This window comes from Arsukibacterium perlucidum DSM 18276, assembly GCF_000382165.1.
Lineage (GTDB): Bacteria > Pseudomonadota > Gammaproteobacteria > Enterobacterales > Alteromonadaceae > Alishewanella > Alishewanella perlucidum.
The window spans coordinates 20343-36663 of record NZ_KB907720.1 but is presented as its reverse complement, the minus strand read 5'-3'; the positions used below and the strand labels follow the sequence as shown (position 1 = coordinate 36663).

Annotated in this window: 17 protein-coding genes; 13 read left to right on the top strand and 4 right to left on the bottom strand. The window is 49.3% G+C overall.

Features of this window, described 5'->3' with window-relative positions; all coding sequences use genetic code 11:
- Positions 1-11: 11 nt before the first annotated feature.
- From H141_RS0113915 to H141_RS0113895, 5 genes are read left to right on the top strand one after another with little or no spacing between them, the layout of a single operon-like run.
- Positions 12-737 (top strand): SURF1 family protein, encoded by a 726-nt coding sequence (locus tag H141_RS0113915; protein ID WP_019676893.1) that lies wholly within the window; start codon positions 12-14, stop codon positions 735-737.
- Positions 730-1245 carry a hypothetical protein gene (locus tag H141_RS0113910; RefSeq protein ID WP_019676892.1) on the top strand — a complete coding sequence of 172 codons (516 nt, stop codon included), beginning with the start codon at positions 730-732 and terminating at the stop codon, positions 1243-1245. The genes H141_RS0113915 and H141_RS0113910 overlap by 8 nt, the downstream gene beginning before the upstream one ends.
- Complete coding sequence (locus H141_RS0113905; protein ID WP_019676891.1) at positions 1242-2237, top strand: COX15/CtaA family protein; 996 nt, start codon at positions 1242-1244, stop codon at positions 2235-2237. The genes H141_RS0113910 and H141_RS0113905 overlap by 4 nt, the downstream gene beginning before the upstream one ends.
- Positions 2238-3149, top strand: coding sequence for a heme o synthase (cyoE, locus tag H141_RS0113900; RefSeq protein WP_019676890.1), 912 nt, complete (start codon positions 2238-2240; stop codon positions 3147-3149).
- Entirely contained in the window at positions 3139-3780 is a 642-nt protein-coding gene (locus H141_RS0113895; RefSeq protein ID WP_019676889.1) for an SCO family protein, read from the top strand. The genes cyoE and H141_RS0113895 overlap by 11 nt, the downstream gene beginning before the upstream one ends.
- Here the strand turns inward: H141_RS0113895 and H141_RS0113890 are convergent.
- The gene (locus tag H141_RS0113890) at positions 3777-4787 is read right to left on the bottom strand and encodes a polysaccharide deacetylase family protein (protein ID WP_019676888.1); all 1011 of its coding nucleotides are present in this window, start codon (positions 4785-4787) and stop codon (positions 3777-3779) included. The two genes, H141_RS0113895 and H141_RS0113890, sit on opposite strands and share 4 nt — an antisense overlap.
- A gap of 56 nt (positions 4788-4843) precedes the next feature.
- A complete protein-coding gene (gene nfuA / locus H141_RS0113885) occupies positions 4844-5422 on the bottom strand; it encodes a Fe-S biogenesis protein NfuA (RefSeq protein WP_019676887.1) in 579 nt (192 codons plus the stop codon).
- A 129-nt stretch (positions 5423-5551) separates the two neighbouring features.
- On the opposite strand from nfuA, the gene H141_RS0113880 reads away from it, so the two are divergent.
- Positions 5552-8092, top strand: coding sequence for a M14 family zinc carboxypeptidase (locus tag H141_RS0113880; RefSeq protein WP_026349467.1), 2541 nt, complete (start codon positions 5552-5554; stop codon positions 8090-8092).
- Here the strand turns inward: H141_RS0113880 and H141_RS0113875 are convergent.
- Complete coding sequence (locus tag H141_RS0113875; protein ID WP_205620399.1) at positions 8080-8805, bottom strand: ComF family protein; 726 nt, start codon at positions 8803-8805, stop codon at positions 8080-8082. The two genes, H141_RS0113880 and H141_RS0113875, sit on opposite strands and share 13 nt — an antisense overlap.
- A 31-nt stretch (positions 8806-8836) precedes the next feature.
- Here H141_RS0113875 and bioH point away from each other — a divergent pair, with 31 nt between their 5' ends.
- The 3 genes from bioH to H141_RS0113860 all read left to right on the top strand — a co-directional run bounded on the left by bioH (position 8837) and on the right by H141_RS0113860 (position 10876).
- Positions 8837-9613 (top strand): pimeloyl-ACP methyl ester esterase BioH, encoded by a 777-nt coding sequence (gene bioH / locus H141_RS0113870; RefSeq protein ID WP_019676884.1) that lies wholly within the window; start codon positions 8837-8839, stop codon positions 9611-9613.
- Positions 9614-9674: 61 nt separating this feature from the next.
- Positions 9675-9983, top strand: a complete 309-nt coding sequence (locus H141_RS0113865) for an excinuclease ATPase subunit (RefSeq protein ID WP_240473130.1) — start codon at positions 9675-9677, stop codon at positions 9981-9983.
- Between the two features lie 5 nt (positions 9984-9988).
- Entirely contained in the window at positions 9989-10876 is an 888-nt protein-coding gene (locus H141_RS0113860; RefSeq protein WP_019676882.1) for a putative metalloprotease CJM1_0395 family protein, read from the top strand.
- Between the two features lie 27 nt (positions 10877-10903).
- Here the strand turns inward: H141_RS0113860 and H141_RS0113855 are convergent, their stop codons facing one another.
- Positions 10904-13225, bottom strand: coding sequence for a Tex family protein (locus H141_RS0113855; RefSeq protein ID WP_019676881.1), 2322 nt, complete (start codon positions 13223-13225; stop codon positions 10904-10906).
- A gap of 74 nt (positions 13226-13299) precedes the next feature.
- On the opposite strand from H141_RS0113855, the gene greB reads away from it, so the two are divergent.
- From greB to envZ, 4 genes are all read left to right on the top strand, one after another.
- Entirely contained in the window at positions 13300-13806 is a 507-nt protein-coding gene (greB, locus tag H141_RS0113850) for a transcription elongation factor GreB (RefSeq protein ID WP_019676880.1), read from the top strand.
- A 62-nt stretch (positions 13807-13868) separates the two neighbouring features.
- Positions 13869-14078, top strand: a complete 210-nt coding sequence (locus H141_RS21475) for a hypothetical protein (protein WP_019676879.1) — start codon at positions 13869-13871, stop codon at positions 14076-14078.
- A gap of 88 nt (positions 14079-14166) precedes the next feature.
- Positions 14167-14892 (top strand): osmolarity response regulator transcription factor OmpR, encoded by a 726-nt coding sequence (ompR, locus tag H141_RS0113840; protein ID WP_019676878.1) that lies wholly within the window; start codon positions 14167-14169, stop codon positions 14890-14892.
- Positions 14892-16193 (top strand): two-component system sensor histidine kinase EnvZ, encoded by a 1302-nt coding sequence (gene envZ / locus H141_RS0113835; protein WP_019676877.1) that lies wholly within the window; start codon positions 14892-14894, stop codon positions 16191-16193. Before ompR ends, envZ begins: the two co-directional genes overlap by 1 nt.
- The last annotated feature ends 128 nt before the right edge of the window (positions 16194-16321 follow it).

The window sequence follows — 16321 nt, the reverse complement described above, 5'->3', positions numbered from 1 at the left end:
GTTGGCAAATTATGCGGGTTAAAATATTTGGCCGTTATTTCGGCATTCACAAAATGTGGTTGCTGATTACTCTGACGGCTTTTGCTATTTTAAGCAAGCTCGGCTATTGGCAGTTGCAGCGAGCAGAGCAAAAAACTATCCAAATCAGTCAGCTAGAACAGTTGCAACAACAAGGTGCCGTTAGCTGGCCGCAGTTGGCGGTGCTAAGCGCAAGCGCAGCCGATGGCGTGTTGTTTGCGGGGACGGGACAGTGGTTACGGCCTTATATCTGGTTGCTGGATAACCAGATTGTTGAAGGCAAAGTGGGTTACGATGTCATTATTCCAGTGCAATATACTGATAAAAGCCGGCTGCTGATGGTTAATCTGGGTTGGGTTGCCGCCGGAAACAACCGGGCAGTACTGCCTGAGTTGAACATTCCTGAACAAATACAGTTGCAAGGGCTTATTCGCAGTAAAGTAGGGGGCTTCCGGCTGGGTCCTAATACCGAGAGCGAAGGCTGGCCTCAGCGCATCCAACAGCCAGAATTGGAGCAAATGGCAGCTCAGCTATCGCTAAGCTCTTTTCCGGTACTGTTGTATCAACAAGGTGACAGTCCTTTCTTACCTCATTATCAGCCGGTGGTGATGCCACCGGAAAAACACCACGGCTATGCCTTTCAATGGTTTATGCTGGCAATCGCGGTAGTGGCTGTGGCACTTGCTGCTGCCAGACGCAGCGGGAGAGAAAATGAATAAAAATAAATTTATGCTGTTGTTTGTTATATGTTGTGCACTACCGCTGGCCGCCGCTAAATTGGTACTGGAACTGGGTTGGTTTAATCCTGGTTCATCCAGTAAAGGTCATTGGCTGGAGCAGGAAATTTTTTTACTGGACGATATTAGCGGCCAGAAAAAACATTGGCGTATAGTGATGCTGGCGGATACTCCTTGCGATCAGCGCTGTCAAAATGCCTTGCATACGGTAAAGCAGTTATATATTGGCCTGGGACGCAAACAAGAGCAGGTGCAGCCGATAGTCGTCGGTACCCTGAATGAACCCGATGCTTATCCGATGTTTGTATTGCAACAGGCCGAGATTAACGATGTGTCGTTACTGCAGCAGCAAATTTTACTGGTAGATCAAAAGGGCCTGGTTCTGCTGAGCTATCCGATGCCGGAGCAAGAGACAGAAATGGCAGATATTGCCCGTAATATCCGTTACGACTTATTAAAGTTATTAAATTATGACAGGACCAGCGTATGACCAGACATAAATGGTTAGTATCTATTACTTTACTGCTGACAATGGTAGTGATTATTTATGGCGCTTTTACCCGGTTAACCGATGCCGGTTTAGGCTGTCCTGACTGGCCAGGCTGTTATGGTTTTTTGAAAGTACCGGCAAAACCAGAAAGTATTGCCATGGCAGCTCAGGCTTTTCCTGAGCGACCTTTAGAGCCGCAAAAAGCGTGGAATGAAATGATCCATCGTTATCTGGCTGGTACCTTAGGCTTATTAATAGCAGCGATATTTATTTCCAGTATTGCCAGCAAGGGACAGCAACCACGCGCCTTACCTACGGCTTTGTTATTGTTGGTGATATTTCAAGCGGCATTAGGTGCCTGGACAGTAACCCTGGGCTTGCTGCCAATTGTAGTATTGGCGCATTTGCTTGGAGGGTTTACGCTTTATTGTTTACTGGCGTTGTACTGGATGCAGCTGACACCAGAATTAAGGGTGGCAGAGCCGGCATTAGCAAAATTAAAGCCACTGGCAATAGGTGCAGCCATAGTGGTGATGTTACAAATTGGTCTTGGTGGCTGGACTGCCGCCAACTATGCTGCTCTTGCCTGTATTGAACTGCCGATATGTGAGCCCGGCTGGTTAAGTCGACTGGCTCTTGATGAGGCCTTTGATTTACATCTCGGATACAGTGATTATGAGTATGGCGTAATGTCAGCAGAAGCTCGTCAGACGGTGCACGTGTTTCACCGGATAGGCGCATTTATAACGCTCGGCTTAGTTAGCTGGTTCGCCGTTAGCTTATATCGGGCTGCAAAAACTAAAGTAATGCAGAATTTTGCTCTGGCGATTGGCGTGGTATTGTTGTTGCAGTTTATTCTGGGCCTGCTAAATGTAATGCTGCATCTGCCACTGGCCAACGCTGTGGCGCATAATTTTGTCGGGGCGAACTTACTCATGATCATGGTGGTTGTACTGTATCAACTTTACCGCCCCGCTAGCAGGGAGGCATAAATGGCAACAATAATTGCATCTAGACTGGGTATTTCCCGCTGGCGCGACTATCTGGAACTAACCAAGCCTAAGGTTGTAGCTTTGCTGGTGTTAACGGCCTGGGTCGGGATGATGCTGGCCTCACCAGGCTTGCCTGATATAGCAGTAGTGATATTCGCTACCATTGGTATTGGCTTGCTGTCCGGAGCTGCTGCAGCGCTAAACCACGTTGTTGATCAGCGAATAGATGCGCAGATGGCCCGCACTCACAGCCGGCCGGTTGCTAAAGGCCGTGTGAGCTCTCAGCAGGCTATTACCTTTGCCTGCGCATTGGCGGCCACCGGTTTTGTGTTGTTATATACCGGTGTTAACGCACTCACTGCCTGGCTGACCCTGCTAAGCTTATTTGGTTATGCTGTGGTTTACACCATGTTTTTAAAACGGGCCACCCCCCAAAATATTGTGATTGGCGGCCTGGCCGGTGCAATGCCACCTTTGCTGGGCTGGACAGCTGTTACCGGCGATATTCATGGTTATGCATTGCTGCTGGTAATGATCATCTTTGCCTGGACGCCGCCGCATTTCTGGGCGCTGGCGATCCATCGTCGCGACGACTACGCCAAGGTCAATATGCCGATGCTGCCAGTTACCCACGGTATTGAATACACGAAAAGTGCCATTTTGCTATATACCGTGCTGCTATGTCTGGTGTGCTTGCTGCCTTATATAGTAGGGATGACAGGTGCAGTGTATCTGCTGGGCAGCACCTTACTGAATTTGCGGTTTCTGCAGTATGCCTGGAAGTTAAAATTTAATGCTGACAGTACAACGGCAATGGCAACTTTCAAGTTTTCAATTGTGCATTTAATGATACTGTTTTTAGTGTTGCTGGTTGATCATTACTTTAAGGTGTCACCATTTTATGTTTCGTAATCTAATAATTGTTATGTTGTCGGCTGCCGCCGTTGTGGCCGGCGTACTGTTATATTTGTTGTTGCAACATCAACCGTTACCAAAGCAAGCATTAGTTTATCCGCAACCGCGCAATCTGGCTGAATTTACGCTAACAGATCAGGACAATAAAGCGCGTAGTCGCGCTGATCTGATGGACAAGTGGACACTGGCGTTTGTTGGCTATACTTTTTGTCCGGACATCTGCCCGCTAACACTTGCCAAGCTGGCTGGTGTGCAAGAGGAGCTGGCAGCTAACGTCACTCAGCCCCTGCAAATCTGGTTTATTTCGGTTGACCCACAACGTGATACGCCAGAGCAACTCAAGCAATATGTTGATTATTTTAATCAGCCGGCATTAACCGGGTTAACCGCCGGCCATGATCAGTTATTTCCATTCGTTCGTGAACTGGGGTTAATGTATGCCATGAGCAGTACTACAGAGCAGGACTATCTGGTTGACCATAGTGCTTCGGTAGTATTAATAAACCCGCTGGGACAGGTTGATGCAATTTTTAAACCTGAAATGGCGCCTGGTGAGGTGCCACTTATTAACAGGGAGCAGCTACTAAGCGACTTCCCGTTGGTGCTGAATCAATTACAACTTCGTTAATTTAACCAGGGCTGCGAATACCAGTAAAAATAGCCTTTTTTACTCAGTGAAGGTGCGGTGCAGTTATACCGACTGCGGCCGCGATTAACTGGCTTACTGGCAGTGACTTCAAAAGTATTTTCATCCAGCCATTTTGGTTCAAGCGTTTCGGTACCAGCGTAACAGCGTAACTGGCCAGGCAGAAAATCTGCCACTTCAAGTTGCAGGCGCAAAGTAGGAGGATTAGCACTAATTTGCTGATCAGCCGCTAAATAATCAGTGATATTAAATGCCAGGGTGCGTAATTTCTGCGCCAGATTAGTCAGTTCGCTGTACTGACCGGCTGCCGGGTAGCGGGGAATGCGAGTTAGCAAGGTAGCAGGGCCTATAGCGCCAGATTGCTGACCAATACCAATAAAGCCCAGTCTTTTTACCAATGCCTCCAATTGATTATTGAATTCACCGTATGGATAGGCCAGCCACTGGTGATTCTGACCGGTTTCCTGTTTGATCCGTCGTTCGGCTTCCAGAATATTCTGTTCCATCCGGGTCAGCCATTCGGCTTCACTTTCACCAGATTCAAGTCGGGTCATATGTTCGTGGTTCATTGCGTGATTGGCTACCAACACACCATCATCTGCCATTTTTCTGACCTGGTCCCAGTTAAGGACTGGACCTACCCGGTTGTCTATGCTGCCAGGGCTGATAAAAATAGTGTAGGGATAACCGAACTCCATCAGGATGGGGTGAGCGGTGGTATAGTTATTCTCGAAACTGTCGTCGAAGGTTAATACTACAGCGTTGTCGGCGATGGGTTTATCGTTTTTGAGCTGGTCAACTAATATGTCCAGCCCGATAACCTGAAAATTATTATCTTTCAGATATTGCAGATGTTGGCGCAGTTCATCTGCAGTAACACTACTTACCCGGGGAGTGTCATCGGCAACGTGATGGTAGATCAGCATTACTGCCGCCTGAGCCGGCAACAGCAAACTAAGCAACAAACTAAAAATAAAAAAAATGCGCATAAAAAACCCCGGTAATTAGCTAAACCAGGGTTGTTATACCATAAGCGGGAGCGAGCTTAATAGTATGAGTGTTCGCCACGCTGGTGCTCGGTAATGTCACGCACACCGTTTAATTCGCCACTAAAACGGGCCAGCAATTCTTTTTCAATACCCTCTTTCAAGGTTAAATCGACTTGCGAACAGCCGTTACAGCCACCACCAAATTGCAATACGGCTACGCCATCTCCGGTTAATTCCATAACCGACACCCGGCCACCATGATTAGCCAGCTGCGGATTAATTTCAGCATCAATAACATACTGCACCCGCTCCATTAGTGGCGCGTTGTCATTCACCTTGCGCACTTTGGCGTTCGGCGCTTTTAATGTTAGCTGTGAACCCATCTGATCGGTTACAAAATCAATCTCTGCATCCACCAAAAAGGGTTTGCTTTCCGCGTCAACAACAGCATTAAAACCGTTAAATTCGATTTGCATATCGCTAGTTTCAATGGCGTCTGCCGGACAATAAGATACGCCACACTCCGCCTGAGCCGTGCCAGGGTTAACAACAAATACCCGGATGCTGGTACCGGCAGCTTGTTTTTCCAGCAGCTTTGCAAAATGGGCTTGCGCCTGTTCTGAAATAGAAATCATCTTAGTACCTGACTAAATTACTAGGTTAATGGCTATCATACTCCGAGTCGGGCGCTGATGCCAGCCCTGCTTGAGTTTTGCTGCAGTTTCTGGCTAACTGAACAAGCAAAAAAATTAAAGGAAGCAGGCATGAAATTGAGTGTAGTGGTTTTTTTCGCACTCTGGGCCGCAATGGCGCAGGCGCAGTATTTTAATGAGCCGGTAGACACGACGCTACCGTCACCGCAACAAAGCCTTGGCCATGCCGTGGGCGACTGGCACGCCCGGCATGATCAAATACAGCGCTATTTCGAACAACTTGCCAACCAGTCAGACCATGCCATGTTAGAAGTGATCGGCTACAGTCATGAACAGCGGCCGTTATTGCAACTTGTTATTTCATCACCTGAAAATTTAAGCCGGCTGGACGATATACGTCAACAACATCTGGAGCAGGCGAAACAAGATAAAAGCATTGCCAGTGACGCTCCCATCATTATCTGGCTGGGTTATGGTGTTCATGGCAACGAGCCCAGTGCGGCGAACGCCGCTTTGGTGCTGGCTTATTATTTAACAGCTGTTAAAACTGAAGAAGTCGCAGCCTGGCTCAGCCGGGCGGTCATTTTAATTCAACCCAGCCTGAACCCGGATGGCCACGATCGCTTTGCACTGTGGGCAAATATGCATAAAGGTAGTACGCCGGTTGCTGATCCCCAGCATCGCGAACATATCGAGCCCTGGCCAAATGGCCGGCCTAATCATTACTGGTTTGATTTAAACCGGGACTGGTTACTGCTGCAGCATCCGGAAAGCCAGGCCCGGATTGCCCAGTTTCACCAATGGCTGCCAAATGTCGTGGGTGATTTCCATGAAATGGGCACTAACAGCAGTTATTTTTTTCAGCCTGGTATTCCCAGCCGCAATTATCCACTAACGCCAAAACGTAATTTTGAATTAACAGCAGCAATGGCACAATTTCATGCGTCGGCTTTTGACGAGCGAAAGCAGCTGTACTATAGCGAGGAGAGTTTTGACGATTTCTATATTGGTAAAGGGTCAACTTATCCGGATGTGAACGGCAGTGTTGGTATCCTGTTTGAACAGGCCAGCAGCCGCGGCCATTTACAGGAATCGATTAATGGCTTGCTGAGTTTCAGTGATACCATCAAAAACCAGTTTACAGCGTCGTTATCGACTATCCGTGGCGCGGTGGCAAAACGGCAGGAGCTGCTGGCATATCAGCAGGAATTTTATCAGAGCGCGCTGGCTCAGGCTAAAGCCGATAAGACCAAAGGTTATATGTTAACGGATGACGGTGACCACAGTCGCTTGCACGCTTTGCTGGATTTGTTGCAACGCCATCATATTGCGGTATATCCGTTGAATCGTGACTGGCAGGACGACGATGACAACTATCTGGCTGGACAAAGTTATTTTGTCCCTTTGCAACAAGCTCAATACCGTTTAATCAAAGCCGCATTCTCAACCGAAAAAAACTTTAAAGACAATACTTTTTATGACGTATCAAGCTGGACCTTGCCTTACGCCTACAACATCGAATTTAAGGCGGTAAGCCGTGAACCGGGGCGTGCGCTCGCCAGTCAGCAATGGCAGGCAAAGCCCTTGCTGAAGCAGTCGTTAGCGGCCGGAGCTTATGCTTATGCATTTAGCTGGCAAGACCAGCAGGCACCATTATTGCTGCAGGCATTATTGGCTGAGGGGGTGGTAGTGCGTTCAGCCCTGCGCAGTTTTAGCGCCCTGACTAACGACAGCACAGTGCAGTTCCCGCCCGGCAGTATGGTGGTTGCCGCCGGCCTGCAACAGGACAAAGAATGGTTTAGCCATTTGCAGCAACTGCAGCAGCGTTATCCGGTAAAAGTACATGCGATTCACAGCGGTCTGACGCCGGAGGGCAGTGATTTGGGTAGTCATAATTTTGCCGTCATTAACAAACCTGAAGTACTGCTGATTGCCGGACCGGGGGTAAGCTCCACCGAAGCGGGCGAAGTATGGTACAACCTCGAACGATTAGCCGGTATTTCGCCAAGTATGGTGGAACCCGATCGCATAAGCAGAATCAATTTAAGTCGTTATACCCATATTATTCTGGCAGATGGCAACTACCGGCAATGGCAGGACAGCCATAGCAGCCTGCTTAAAGAATGGACCGAGCAGGGCGGCGTGCTTTGGGGGCACAAAGATGGCGCGGCCTGGTTGGCTAAAGCGGGGCTGTTGCAGGCGGGTGTATGGCAAAGCAAAGAAATGCAGCAGCTGATCCCACAACAAGATTTAAGCTACGCTGATCGGGAGGCGTTAGCGGCAAAGCAGCGGATCGCCGGCGCGATTTTCAGTGCGGAACTTGATTTAACCCATCCGTTAACTTTTGGGATCCCCCGGGTACGCTTACCATTGTTTAAAAACGATATTATGTTACTGCAGCCCAGTAGCTCGCCTTTTGTCAACGTGGCGTTATACAGTGCAAATCCGCATTTAGCGGGTTATAGCGCCAGTGAATATGTACCAAAAATTGCGCAGGGGGCGGCAATTATTGCCCATAACCTTGGGCGAGGTCGGGTTATTGGCATGACGGATAACCCGGTATTCCGCGGTTATTTCTTTGGCTCCAGCCGTATCCTGGTTAACGCAATGTTTTTGGGCAACAGCTTTAACGCGCCTCTTCAGGCAGAGTAACCTGGCGCAGGCGTGACTGTCAGCGTCCAGACGCTGACAGTGCAGACCCCGGCCCGGCGTAATAGCCTGGTCAGGGCGTTGGCTGTGGCGCCGGTGGTAATCACATCGTCAACTAATGCAACATGCGATGGTAGCGGCTCTGGCAGTGGCTTCAGCTTAAATGAATGTCGCAAGTTGTGCAGCCGCTGCCGCCGGTTAAGGCCGCGCTGGCTGTGGCTGGCTTCTTTACTGAACAATGCCAATACCGGTATCTGTAATTGCTGGCCTAATGCCTCTGCCAGTAACTGCGCCTGATTAAAGCCGCGCTGTTGCTGTTTGCGCCAATGCAGCGGAACATAAGTCAGCGCCTGTGGCATCTGCATATTGTTGGCTTTACATCTGATCAGTAGATGACACATTTGCTGCTGTAACAACTGGCCTGCAGCTAAATCTGCATAGTATTTCCAGTGCGGTATCCAGTGCTGGTAGGGCAGTTGATAATGGGCCAGACACAACAGGCGATCAAACTTTGCTCTTTTCAGGCCACGTGCTACTGCTGGTAACCAGAGTAAATTGCAATGGCATAGTTGGTAGGGTAGCTCAGGCAGTGCTTGCTGACAGTAAACACAGAGTTGTTTCTTGGGTTCAGCCAGCGGTAAACTGCACCACATGCATTGGGCCGGTAGTAAGTAATGCCAGCAGCGGCGATATAAAGCGCCAATTAAATTAATCATAAAATTAACACATTGGATACATAAAGATAGCATGGCAGATATTAGCAATACTGACAAACCTGTGCTGGTACTTCTGCATGGCTGGGGAGTTAATCAGGGCGTCTGGCAAACGATTCTTGCCGCTATTACGCCGGGTGTACAAGTGATGACCCTTGATATTGCCGGCTTTGGCCTGGCGCAGCAGCTACCAGAGCCTTATAATTTTGACACTGTATTGGCTGAATTAGCTACTCAGGTTCCAGCTAACAGCTTGGTCTGTGGCTGGTCGATGGGCGGATTGCTGGCTATTGCGCTGGCTGAACGATATCCGGCTAAAGTAAAGCAGCTGGCTCTGGTGGCGGCAACGCCCTGCTTTTTACAACAAGCGGGCTGGCCCGGAATGAAAGCTGCAGTAATGCAACAGTTTGCCCAGTCATTACAGCGTGATCTGGCTCAGACTATCAGCCGGTTTTTAGCTATCCAGGCGATGGGCTCGGCAACGGCTAAAAGTGATGCAGCAGCGCTTAAGCAGGCGATCACTGCCTTTCCGCAAGCCAGTGCAATGGCGCTGAGTGCCGGGCTGGACTTTCTTTCCAGTCAGGATATGCGGCAATGCTTTGCAGGTTTAAGCCAGCCGCTGGTGGGGTGTTTTGGTGCGCTGGACTCGCTGGTACCGGTTGCAGTGGTTCCTCAACTGCAGAGATTACAGCCGCAAGCCAGATTTCACGTGCTGGCTAAAGCATCACATGCACCTTTTATCTCCCATCGTGCTGAATTTCTGATCTGGCTGAACAACTGGCTGGCCGAAATAACGGAGTCTGGCGTTTAACCACCTTTCTTTTTAGTGGATTTTGGTTAATAATTAAGCATTATTTAAGCGAGTGGAGGCAATGATGGAGATTCAATCAGCATTTAATGCCGGTTTGCAAGGATTTCAGCGTGCTTCAGCCGGCATATCAGAGGCGACAACTGATATTAACCGGCAGACCAGCGCCAACCGCGAGCAGGTTGCGGCTGCCGAAACTGATGTGCGTCAGGCTGAAGCGCCGGAGCAAAGCCGGGCTACCCAGCCACAAACACCGTCGGTAGAGCAAAGTTTAGTGCAGCTAACCAACGAGTCACGTAATGCAGAAGCAAACGTGCGCTCTATTCAGGCGGCAGATCAGGCGCTTGGAACTATTATTGATGTTCGGGTGTAAGCAAAATGCAGATCACCTCCCATTATCCTAACGTCAGCTTAAACACGGCTAACCCACCTACCGAGTTGGCTCGTCGTGAGATGCAGCGACGTGAACTGGTAGAGCCGGTTCGTGAGATGGATAAGGGTAAAGCAGAACGAGCGGTTGCGACCGATGAAAAAGGTCGGAGCAGCACTGCCGGGTCGGTAAATGGTTACGATGCTAGCGGTAAATCTACAGAAACTCAGCAGGCTATAGAGGGTCGGTCTGAGCAGCCTGAAGATAAAAACCCGCAGCAACAGCAGCGGGATTCAGAACAGCAACAAGCCGAGCAGCAAGAATTGCAAGAGTTGCAGGCGCGTGACCGGGAAGTTCGCAGCCATGAGCAAGCCCATGCCAGTATTGGCGGGCGCTATGCCGGTGCGCCCAGCTATAGTTTTCAGCAGGGTCCGGATGGCCGCCAGTATGCCATAGGCGGTGAGGTGCAAATTGATATTGCACCGATAGCAGGCGACCCGCAGGCGACAATCCAGAAGATGCAACAAGTCAAAGCTGCAGCCTTGGCGCCGGCAGAACCCTCTTCGGCTGATCGGCGGATTGCCGCCGAAGCCAGTCAGCGTATGTTGCAGGCGCAAACAGAGTTGGTGGCTGAAAAAACCGCGCCTGTAGAGACAAAACCGCTGGACGCCGGTAAAGCTTCAGCTAGTGAAGACACCGCTCAGGCTGGCGCTGCTATCGACAATTCGCAAATCCGTTATGATAACGAAGCCATCAGTAATACTAGTAGCGCTGCGGGTTTAGTTTTTCCCGAGCTTGACACCCTGGCACAAATGCAGCGCCGCAGCCAGGTTATCAGCCAGTTTTATCAGTTGGCGACTGAGCCGGCCCAGCGACCTCTGCGCCAGCAAGCCTGAGTAATTACCCTTTGTAAATTAATCCCTTCACTTTTTAAATTTTGCCAGTGCTTCGGCGAAAGCATTACCCATGGCCGCATTGGCTGGTTCGGTTTTAGCGGCTTTTGGCGCCAGGCGGTTGGTTTTGGCGTTATTCTGATTTGCCGCTTTAGCCGCAGGTTTATCCTGGGTTTTAGCTTGAGGTTGCTCGTCCAGTCGCATGGTAAGAGCAATTCGCTTACGATTAATATCAACTTCCAGTACTTTTACTTTGACAATGTCACCTGCTTTTACCACCTGATGCGGGTCGCTGACAAACTTATCGGTTAGTGATGAAATATGCACCAAACCATCCTGGTGTACACCAATATCGACAAAAGCACCAAAATTTGTGACGTTGGTAATTACCCCTTCCAGCAGCATGCCAGCTTTCAGATCCTGCAGTGTTTCCACGCCATCTTTAAAGCTTGCAGTTTTAAACTCCGGCCGTGGATCGCGTCCGGGTTTATCCAGCTCTTTCAAAATATCACTGACGGTAGGCAAGCCAAAATAGTCATCAACAAAAGCGGCCGGGTCGACACTGCTAAGAAAGCTGCTGTTGCCAATTATGGCGCTAACTGGTTGGCTGGCCATTTTAAGAATTTTCTCGACCAGAGGGTAGGCTTCAGGGTGCACGGCCGACGCATCCAGCGGGTTGATACCATTGTTAATCCGCAAAAAACCGGCGGCTTGCTCGTAAGCTTTTGGCCCCAGCCGTGGTACTTTTAGCAGTTCCTTCCGTTCATTAAAGCGGCCATTGTCGTCGCGGTACTGCACAATATTCTGAGCCAGCGTTTTATTCAGGCCGGCTACCCGGGCGAGTAAAGCAGCAGAGGCAGTGTTTAGATCTACGCCAACCGCAGTCACACAATCTTCAACCACGGCATCCAGTGAACGGGTAAGCAGGCTTTGGTTTACATCATGCTGATATTGGCCTACACCAATGGCTTTTGGCTCAATTTTTACCAATTCGGCCAATGGGTCCTGCAAGCGACGACCAATTGACACTGCACCGCGTAGTGACACATCCAGATTCGGAAACTCCTGCGCCGCCAGCTCGGATGCCGAGTATATTGAGGCGCCAGCTTCCGAAACCATTACTTTACTTAAGGTTTCATTGTTAACGGCCTTGATAACATCGCCGGCCAGTTTATCGGTTTCACGAGAGGCCGTGCCGTTGCCAATCGCTATCAATTCTACTTTATGTTGCTGACACAACTGGCTTAGGGTGCGCACTGACTTATCCCATAAGTTTTGTGGCGCATGCGGAAAGATCGTGGTGTGAGTTAAAAGCTTACCGGTTTCATCGATAACTGTGCATTTAACACCGGTACGCAAGCCTGGATCCAGCGCCAGGGTGCGGCGCATGCCCGCTGGCGCCGCCATCAATAAATCGGCCATATTACGCGCAAATACTTTAATGGCCTCCAGTTCAGCACGTTCACGCAGTTCACTTAATAAGTCGTTTTCCAGATGCAAATGCAGTTTTACTTTCCAGGTCCATTGCACCACGGTACGTAGAAATGTATCTGCCGGCCGCTGCTGTTGTCGAATGTCAAAGTGCTCGGCAACCATTTGTTCGCACAGTGCATGGGCATTGGCCTCGTCGCTGTCAGGCACTAGCTGCAACTGCAGCACGCCTTCATTGCGACCACGAAACATCGCAAGGGCACGGTGCGACGGAATATTTTTCCATAGCTCGGTATGACTGAAATAATCGCGGAATTTCGCGCCTTCCTGCTCTTTACCGGCGACGACAGTACTTTTTAATACGGCATCGCGGCTGAGCTTAGCCCGCAGCCGGGCCAGCAGGGTTGCATCTTCGGCGAAGCGTTCCATTAAAATAAACTTAACGCCCTCCAGCACAGCTTTCACGTCAGCAAAGCCGGCATCAGCATTGAGGTAGGCGGTGGCTTGCTGCTCCGGGTCCAGCTCTGGGTTAGCAACAATTGCATCAGCCAACGGCGCCAGGCCGGCTTCAATCGCCATCTGGCCTTTGGTGCGTCGTTTTGCCTTGTAAGGCAGGTATAAATCTTCCAACCGGGTTTTGTTATCGGCGGCCAGAATATCGAGTTCCAGTTCCGCGCTAAGCTTACCTTGCTCGGCAATAGTTTTTAAAATAACCTGCCGCCGCTCTTCCAGCTCTCTCAGGTAATTCAGTCGTTGATCGAGTAAACGTAATTGGGTATCGTCCAACGCGCCGGTGGCCTCTTTGCGGTAGCGGGCAATAAAAGGTACGGTTGCGCCTTCATCTAAAAGGGCGATTGCGGCAGCCACCTGTTCTGGCCGGGCGGCAATTTCGCTGGCTATTTGTTTAACAATCATTGACATAACTATAGAATCCTTCGACTTTGCAGCCCCTGTGGCAGGCAAAGTATGATACGAAATATGAAAAGCAGGGTGAATTGTCTACTTTCAGCACCAAAAAATCCAATCTGATTACACGTGAAGGCTACGATACCCTCGAGCGGGAATTACGTTTCCTTTGGAAAGAGGAGCGGCCGCGGGTAACTCAGCAGGTATCTGACGCCGCCGCGCTGGGTGATCGTTCTGAAAACGCTGAGTATATCTATGGCAAAAAACGTTTACGTGAAATTGACCGGCGGGTGCGTTTTTTAACTAAACGGCTGGAGCAATTGCAGGTGGTGTACCCGTCGCCAAAACAGCAGGGCAAAGTATATTTTGGTGCCTGGGTGCAGCTGGAAGACGAAGCCGGTGGATTAAGGCAGTACCGGTTGGTTGGCGCGGACGAATTTGATTTACGCTTGAATAAGCTGAGTATTGACTCGCCACTGGCCCGGGCGCTGCTGGGGAAGTCGCTGGATGACGAAGTAAAAGTGCTGACCCCAACCGGTGAGCATTGGTATGTGATAACAGCAATTAGCTACCAGCCAATAACGGACAAGGAATAATTTGCTGGTTAAAAAATGTACTATACTCAAGTTGGATTTTAGCTTTATGGGAGGGCCTTAAGATGAAATCCCGTCGCCAGCTATACCTGCTTATACCAGCCGTTGTGTTAACGGCTTGCAGTAGCACGCCAGCACAGTATGTGATGGAACCCGATTACGATTATATTCAGAAAGTGGAAGCCTCAAGTAAATACAGCACGCATGCTGCTCAGATTTACTGGGTTAATCCGCCAATGAAACGTCAACAGCTACCGAATAACAAGCAAGACTGAAAAGTTTTGTAACACAGTTTAACCGCCATGGTAGTAACAATGGCGGTTTTTTCGTTTATAGTGAGCAAAAACAACGGAAGCATGTGTGATGACCAGCCAGGAAACTCTGAAAATTATTGTAGTAGATGATGATTTACGTTTGCGCGCTTTACTTGAGCGCTACCTGGTTGAACAGGGTTATCAGGTGCGCAGCGTTGGTAACTATGAGCAGATGCAACGATTGATGGAGCGTGAGCATTTTCATCTGGTGGTTCTCGATCTTATGTTGCCCGGTGAGGATGGCTTATCTATTTGTCGCAAGTTACGCCAGCAAAATAATGATGTACCTATTATTATGTTAACCGCAAAGGGAGATGAGGTTGACCGGATTATTGGTTTAGAAATGGGGGCAGATGATTACTTGCCTAAACCTTTTAATCCCCGCGAGTTACTGGCACGCATTCGCGCAGTGTTGCGGCGTAAAAGTAAGGACTTGCCTGGCGCTCCGTCGCAGGAAGAAACCATTATCAGCTTCGGCCCCTTTACGTTTAACTTAGCCACCCGCGAGATGCGCAAAGGCGACCAGCCCCTGCCGCTGACCAGCGGTGAATATGCGGTGCTTAAAGTGTTGGTTAGTCACCCGCGGGAGCCGCTGTCACGCGATAAGCTGATGAACCAGGCCCGTGGCCGCGATTATTCGGCGATGGAGCGCAGTATCGATGTTCAGGTTTCACGCTTACGACGCATGCTGGAAGACGATGCGACTAACCCGCGCTATATCCAAACCGTTTGGGGTTTAGGGTACGTTTTTGTGCCTGACGGTAGCATTGCCTGATGCGGTTGCTACCCCGTAGCGCTTTTGGCCAGACCGTATTTTTAATTGGTTTTTTATTGCTGATTAACCAGCTGGTGTCCTATGTGTCGGTAGCACTGTATTTTATAAAACCTACCACTCAGCAAATAAACCACTTAATAGCCAAACAAATTAAAGTGGTATTTATCGATGTGGGCCAGAACACGCCGCTGTTATCAGCAGAGCTGACCCGCCGTTTTAGTGAGGCCACCGGAATTGAGGTTTACCACGAAGCTGAGGCTATGCAACAGGGTTTGGCCAATGCCCGCTACTATGGTTATTTTTCAGAGCAAATGTCGGCTGAGCTGGGTGGCGAGGCCGAGGTGCGTATTGAGCAGGGCAATGCTTTTGCTTTTTGGGTAAAGCCGCCGCAAGCACCAGAATTTTGGGTGAAGGTGCCATTATCCGGGTTGGACGAAACTGACTTTTCACCCCTGACGTTTTATTTATTATTAATTGGTATTTTAAGTGTTGGTGGTGCGTGGGTATTTGCGCGACATTTAAACCAGCCTTTGAAATCGTTACAGCAAGCAGCGTTGCAAGTGGGGCGCGGCGATATTCCGCCACCGTTAAACGCAGACAAAGGCTCTACCGAAATTATTGCCGTGATCCGGGCATTTAATTACATGGCAGAGGGCATTAAACGGCTGGAACAGGATCGGGCATTGCTAATGGCTGGGGTATCCCATGATTTACGTACGCCACTAACCCGGATCCGTCTCGCCTCGGAAATGATGACTGAGCAGGATAGCTGGATCCGGGATGGTATTGTAAACGACATTGAAGATATGAACGCCATTATCGACCAGTTTATTGATTTTTTACGCCACCATAAGCAAGAAGGCCTGCAAAGTGTCAATTTAAATGACTTGATAGAAGAACAAGTACTGGCTGAGCAGGTACAGCAGCGAAATTTTATTACCGAGCTTGACCCAAAACTGCCGGCAATTATGCTGCGTAAAATAGCGATAAAACGGGTTCTGAATAACCTGTTGGAAAATGCGTTGCGCTATAGTGATGGTGATATAGAAATTAACACTGGCTATGAGAAAAGCCGCAAACAGCTATATCTTGAAGTGCGGGATCATGGCCCTGGGATTCCCGAGCATAAAATGGAAGCGATGTTTGCGCCTTTCACCCAGGGTGATGAAGCCCGTGGCAGCGGTGGCTCAGGTTTAGGCCTGGCTATCATAAAGAAAATTGTTGATATGCATCAGGGCAGTATCAGTTTATTTAATCATGCTCATGGTGGTTTGGTAGTACGGGTTTACTTGCCGGTTTAAGGCCGCAAATACATCCTGGAATATTCGGTTAAGTATTCGATATTAAATCCATTTTATGGATGGCGGCTTTCGCTGTTGATATTAAATGCTCGGATTTTTGCATTTGAACTGTCAACTTTTGATAACAA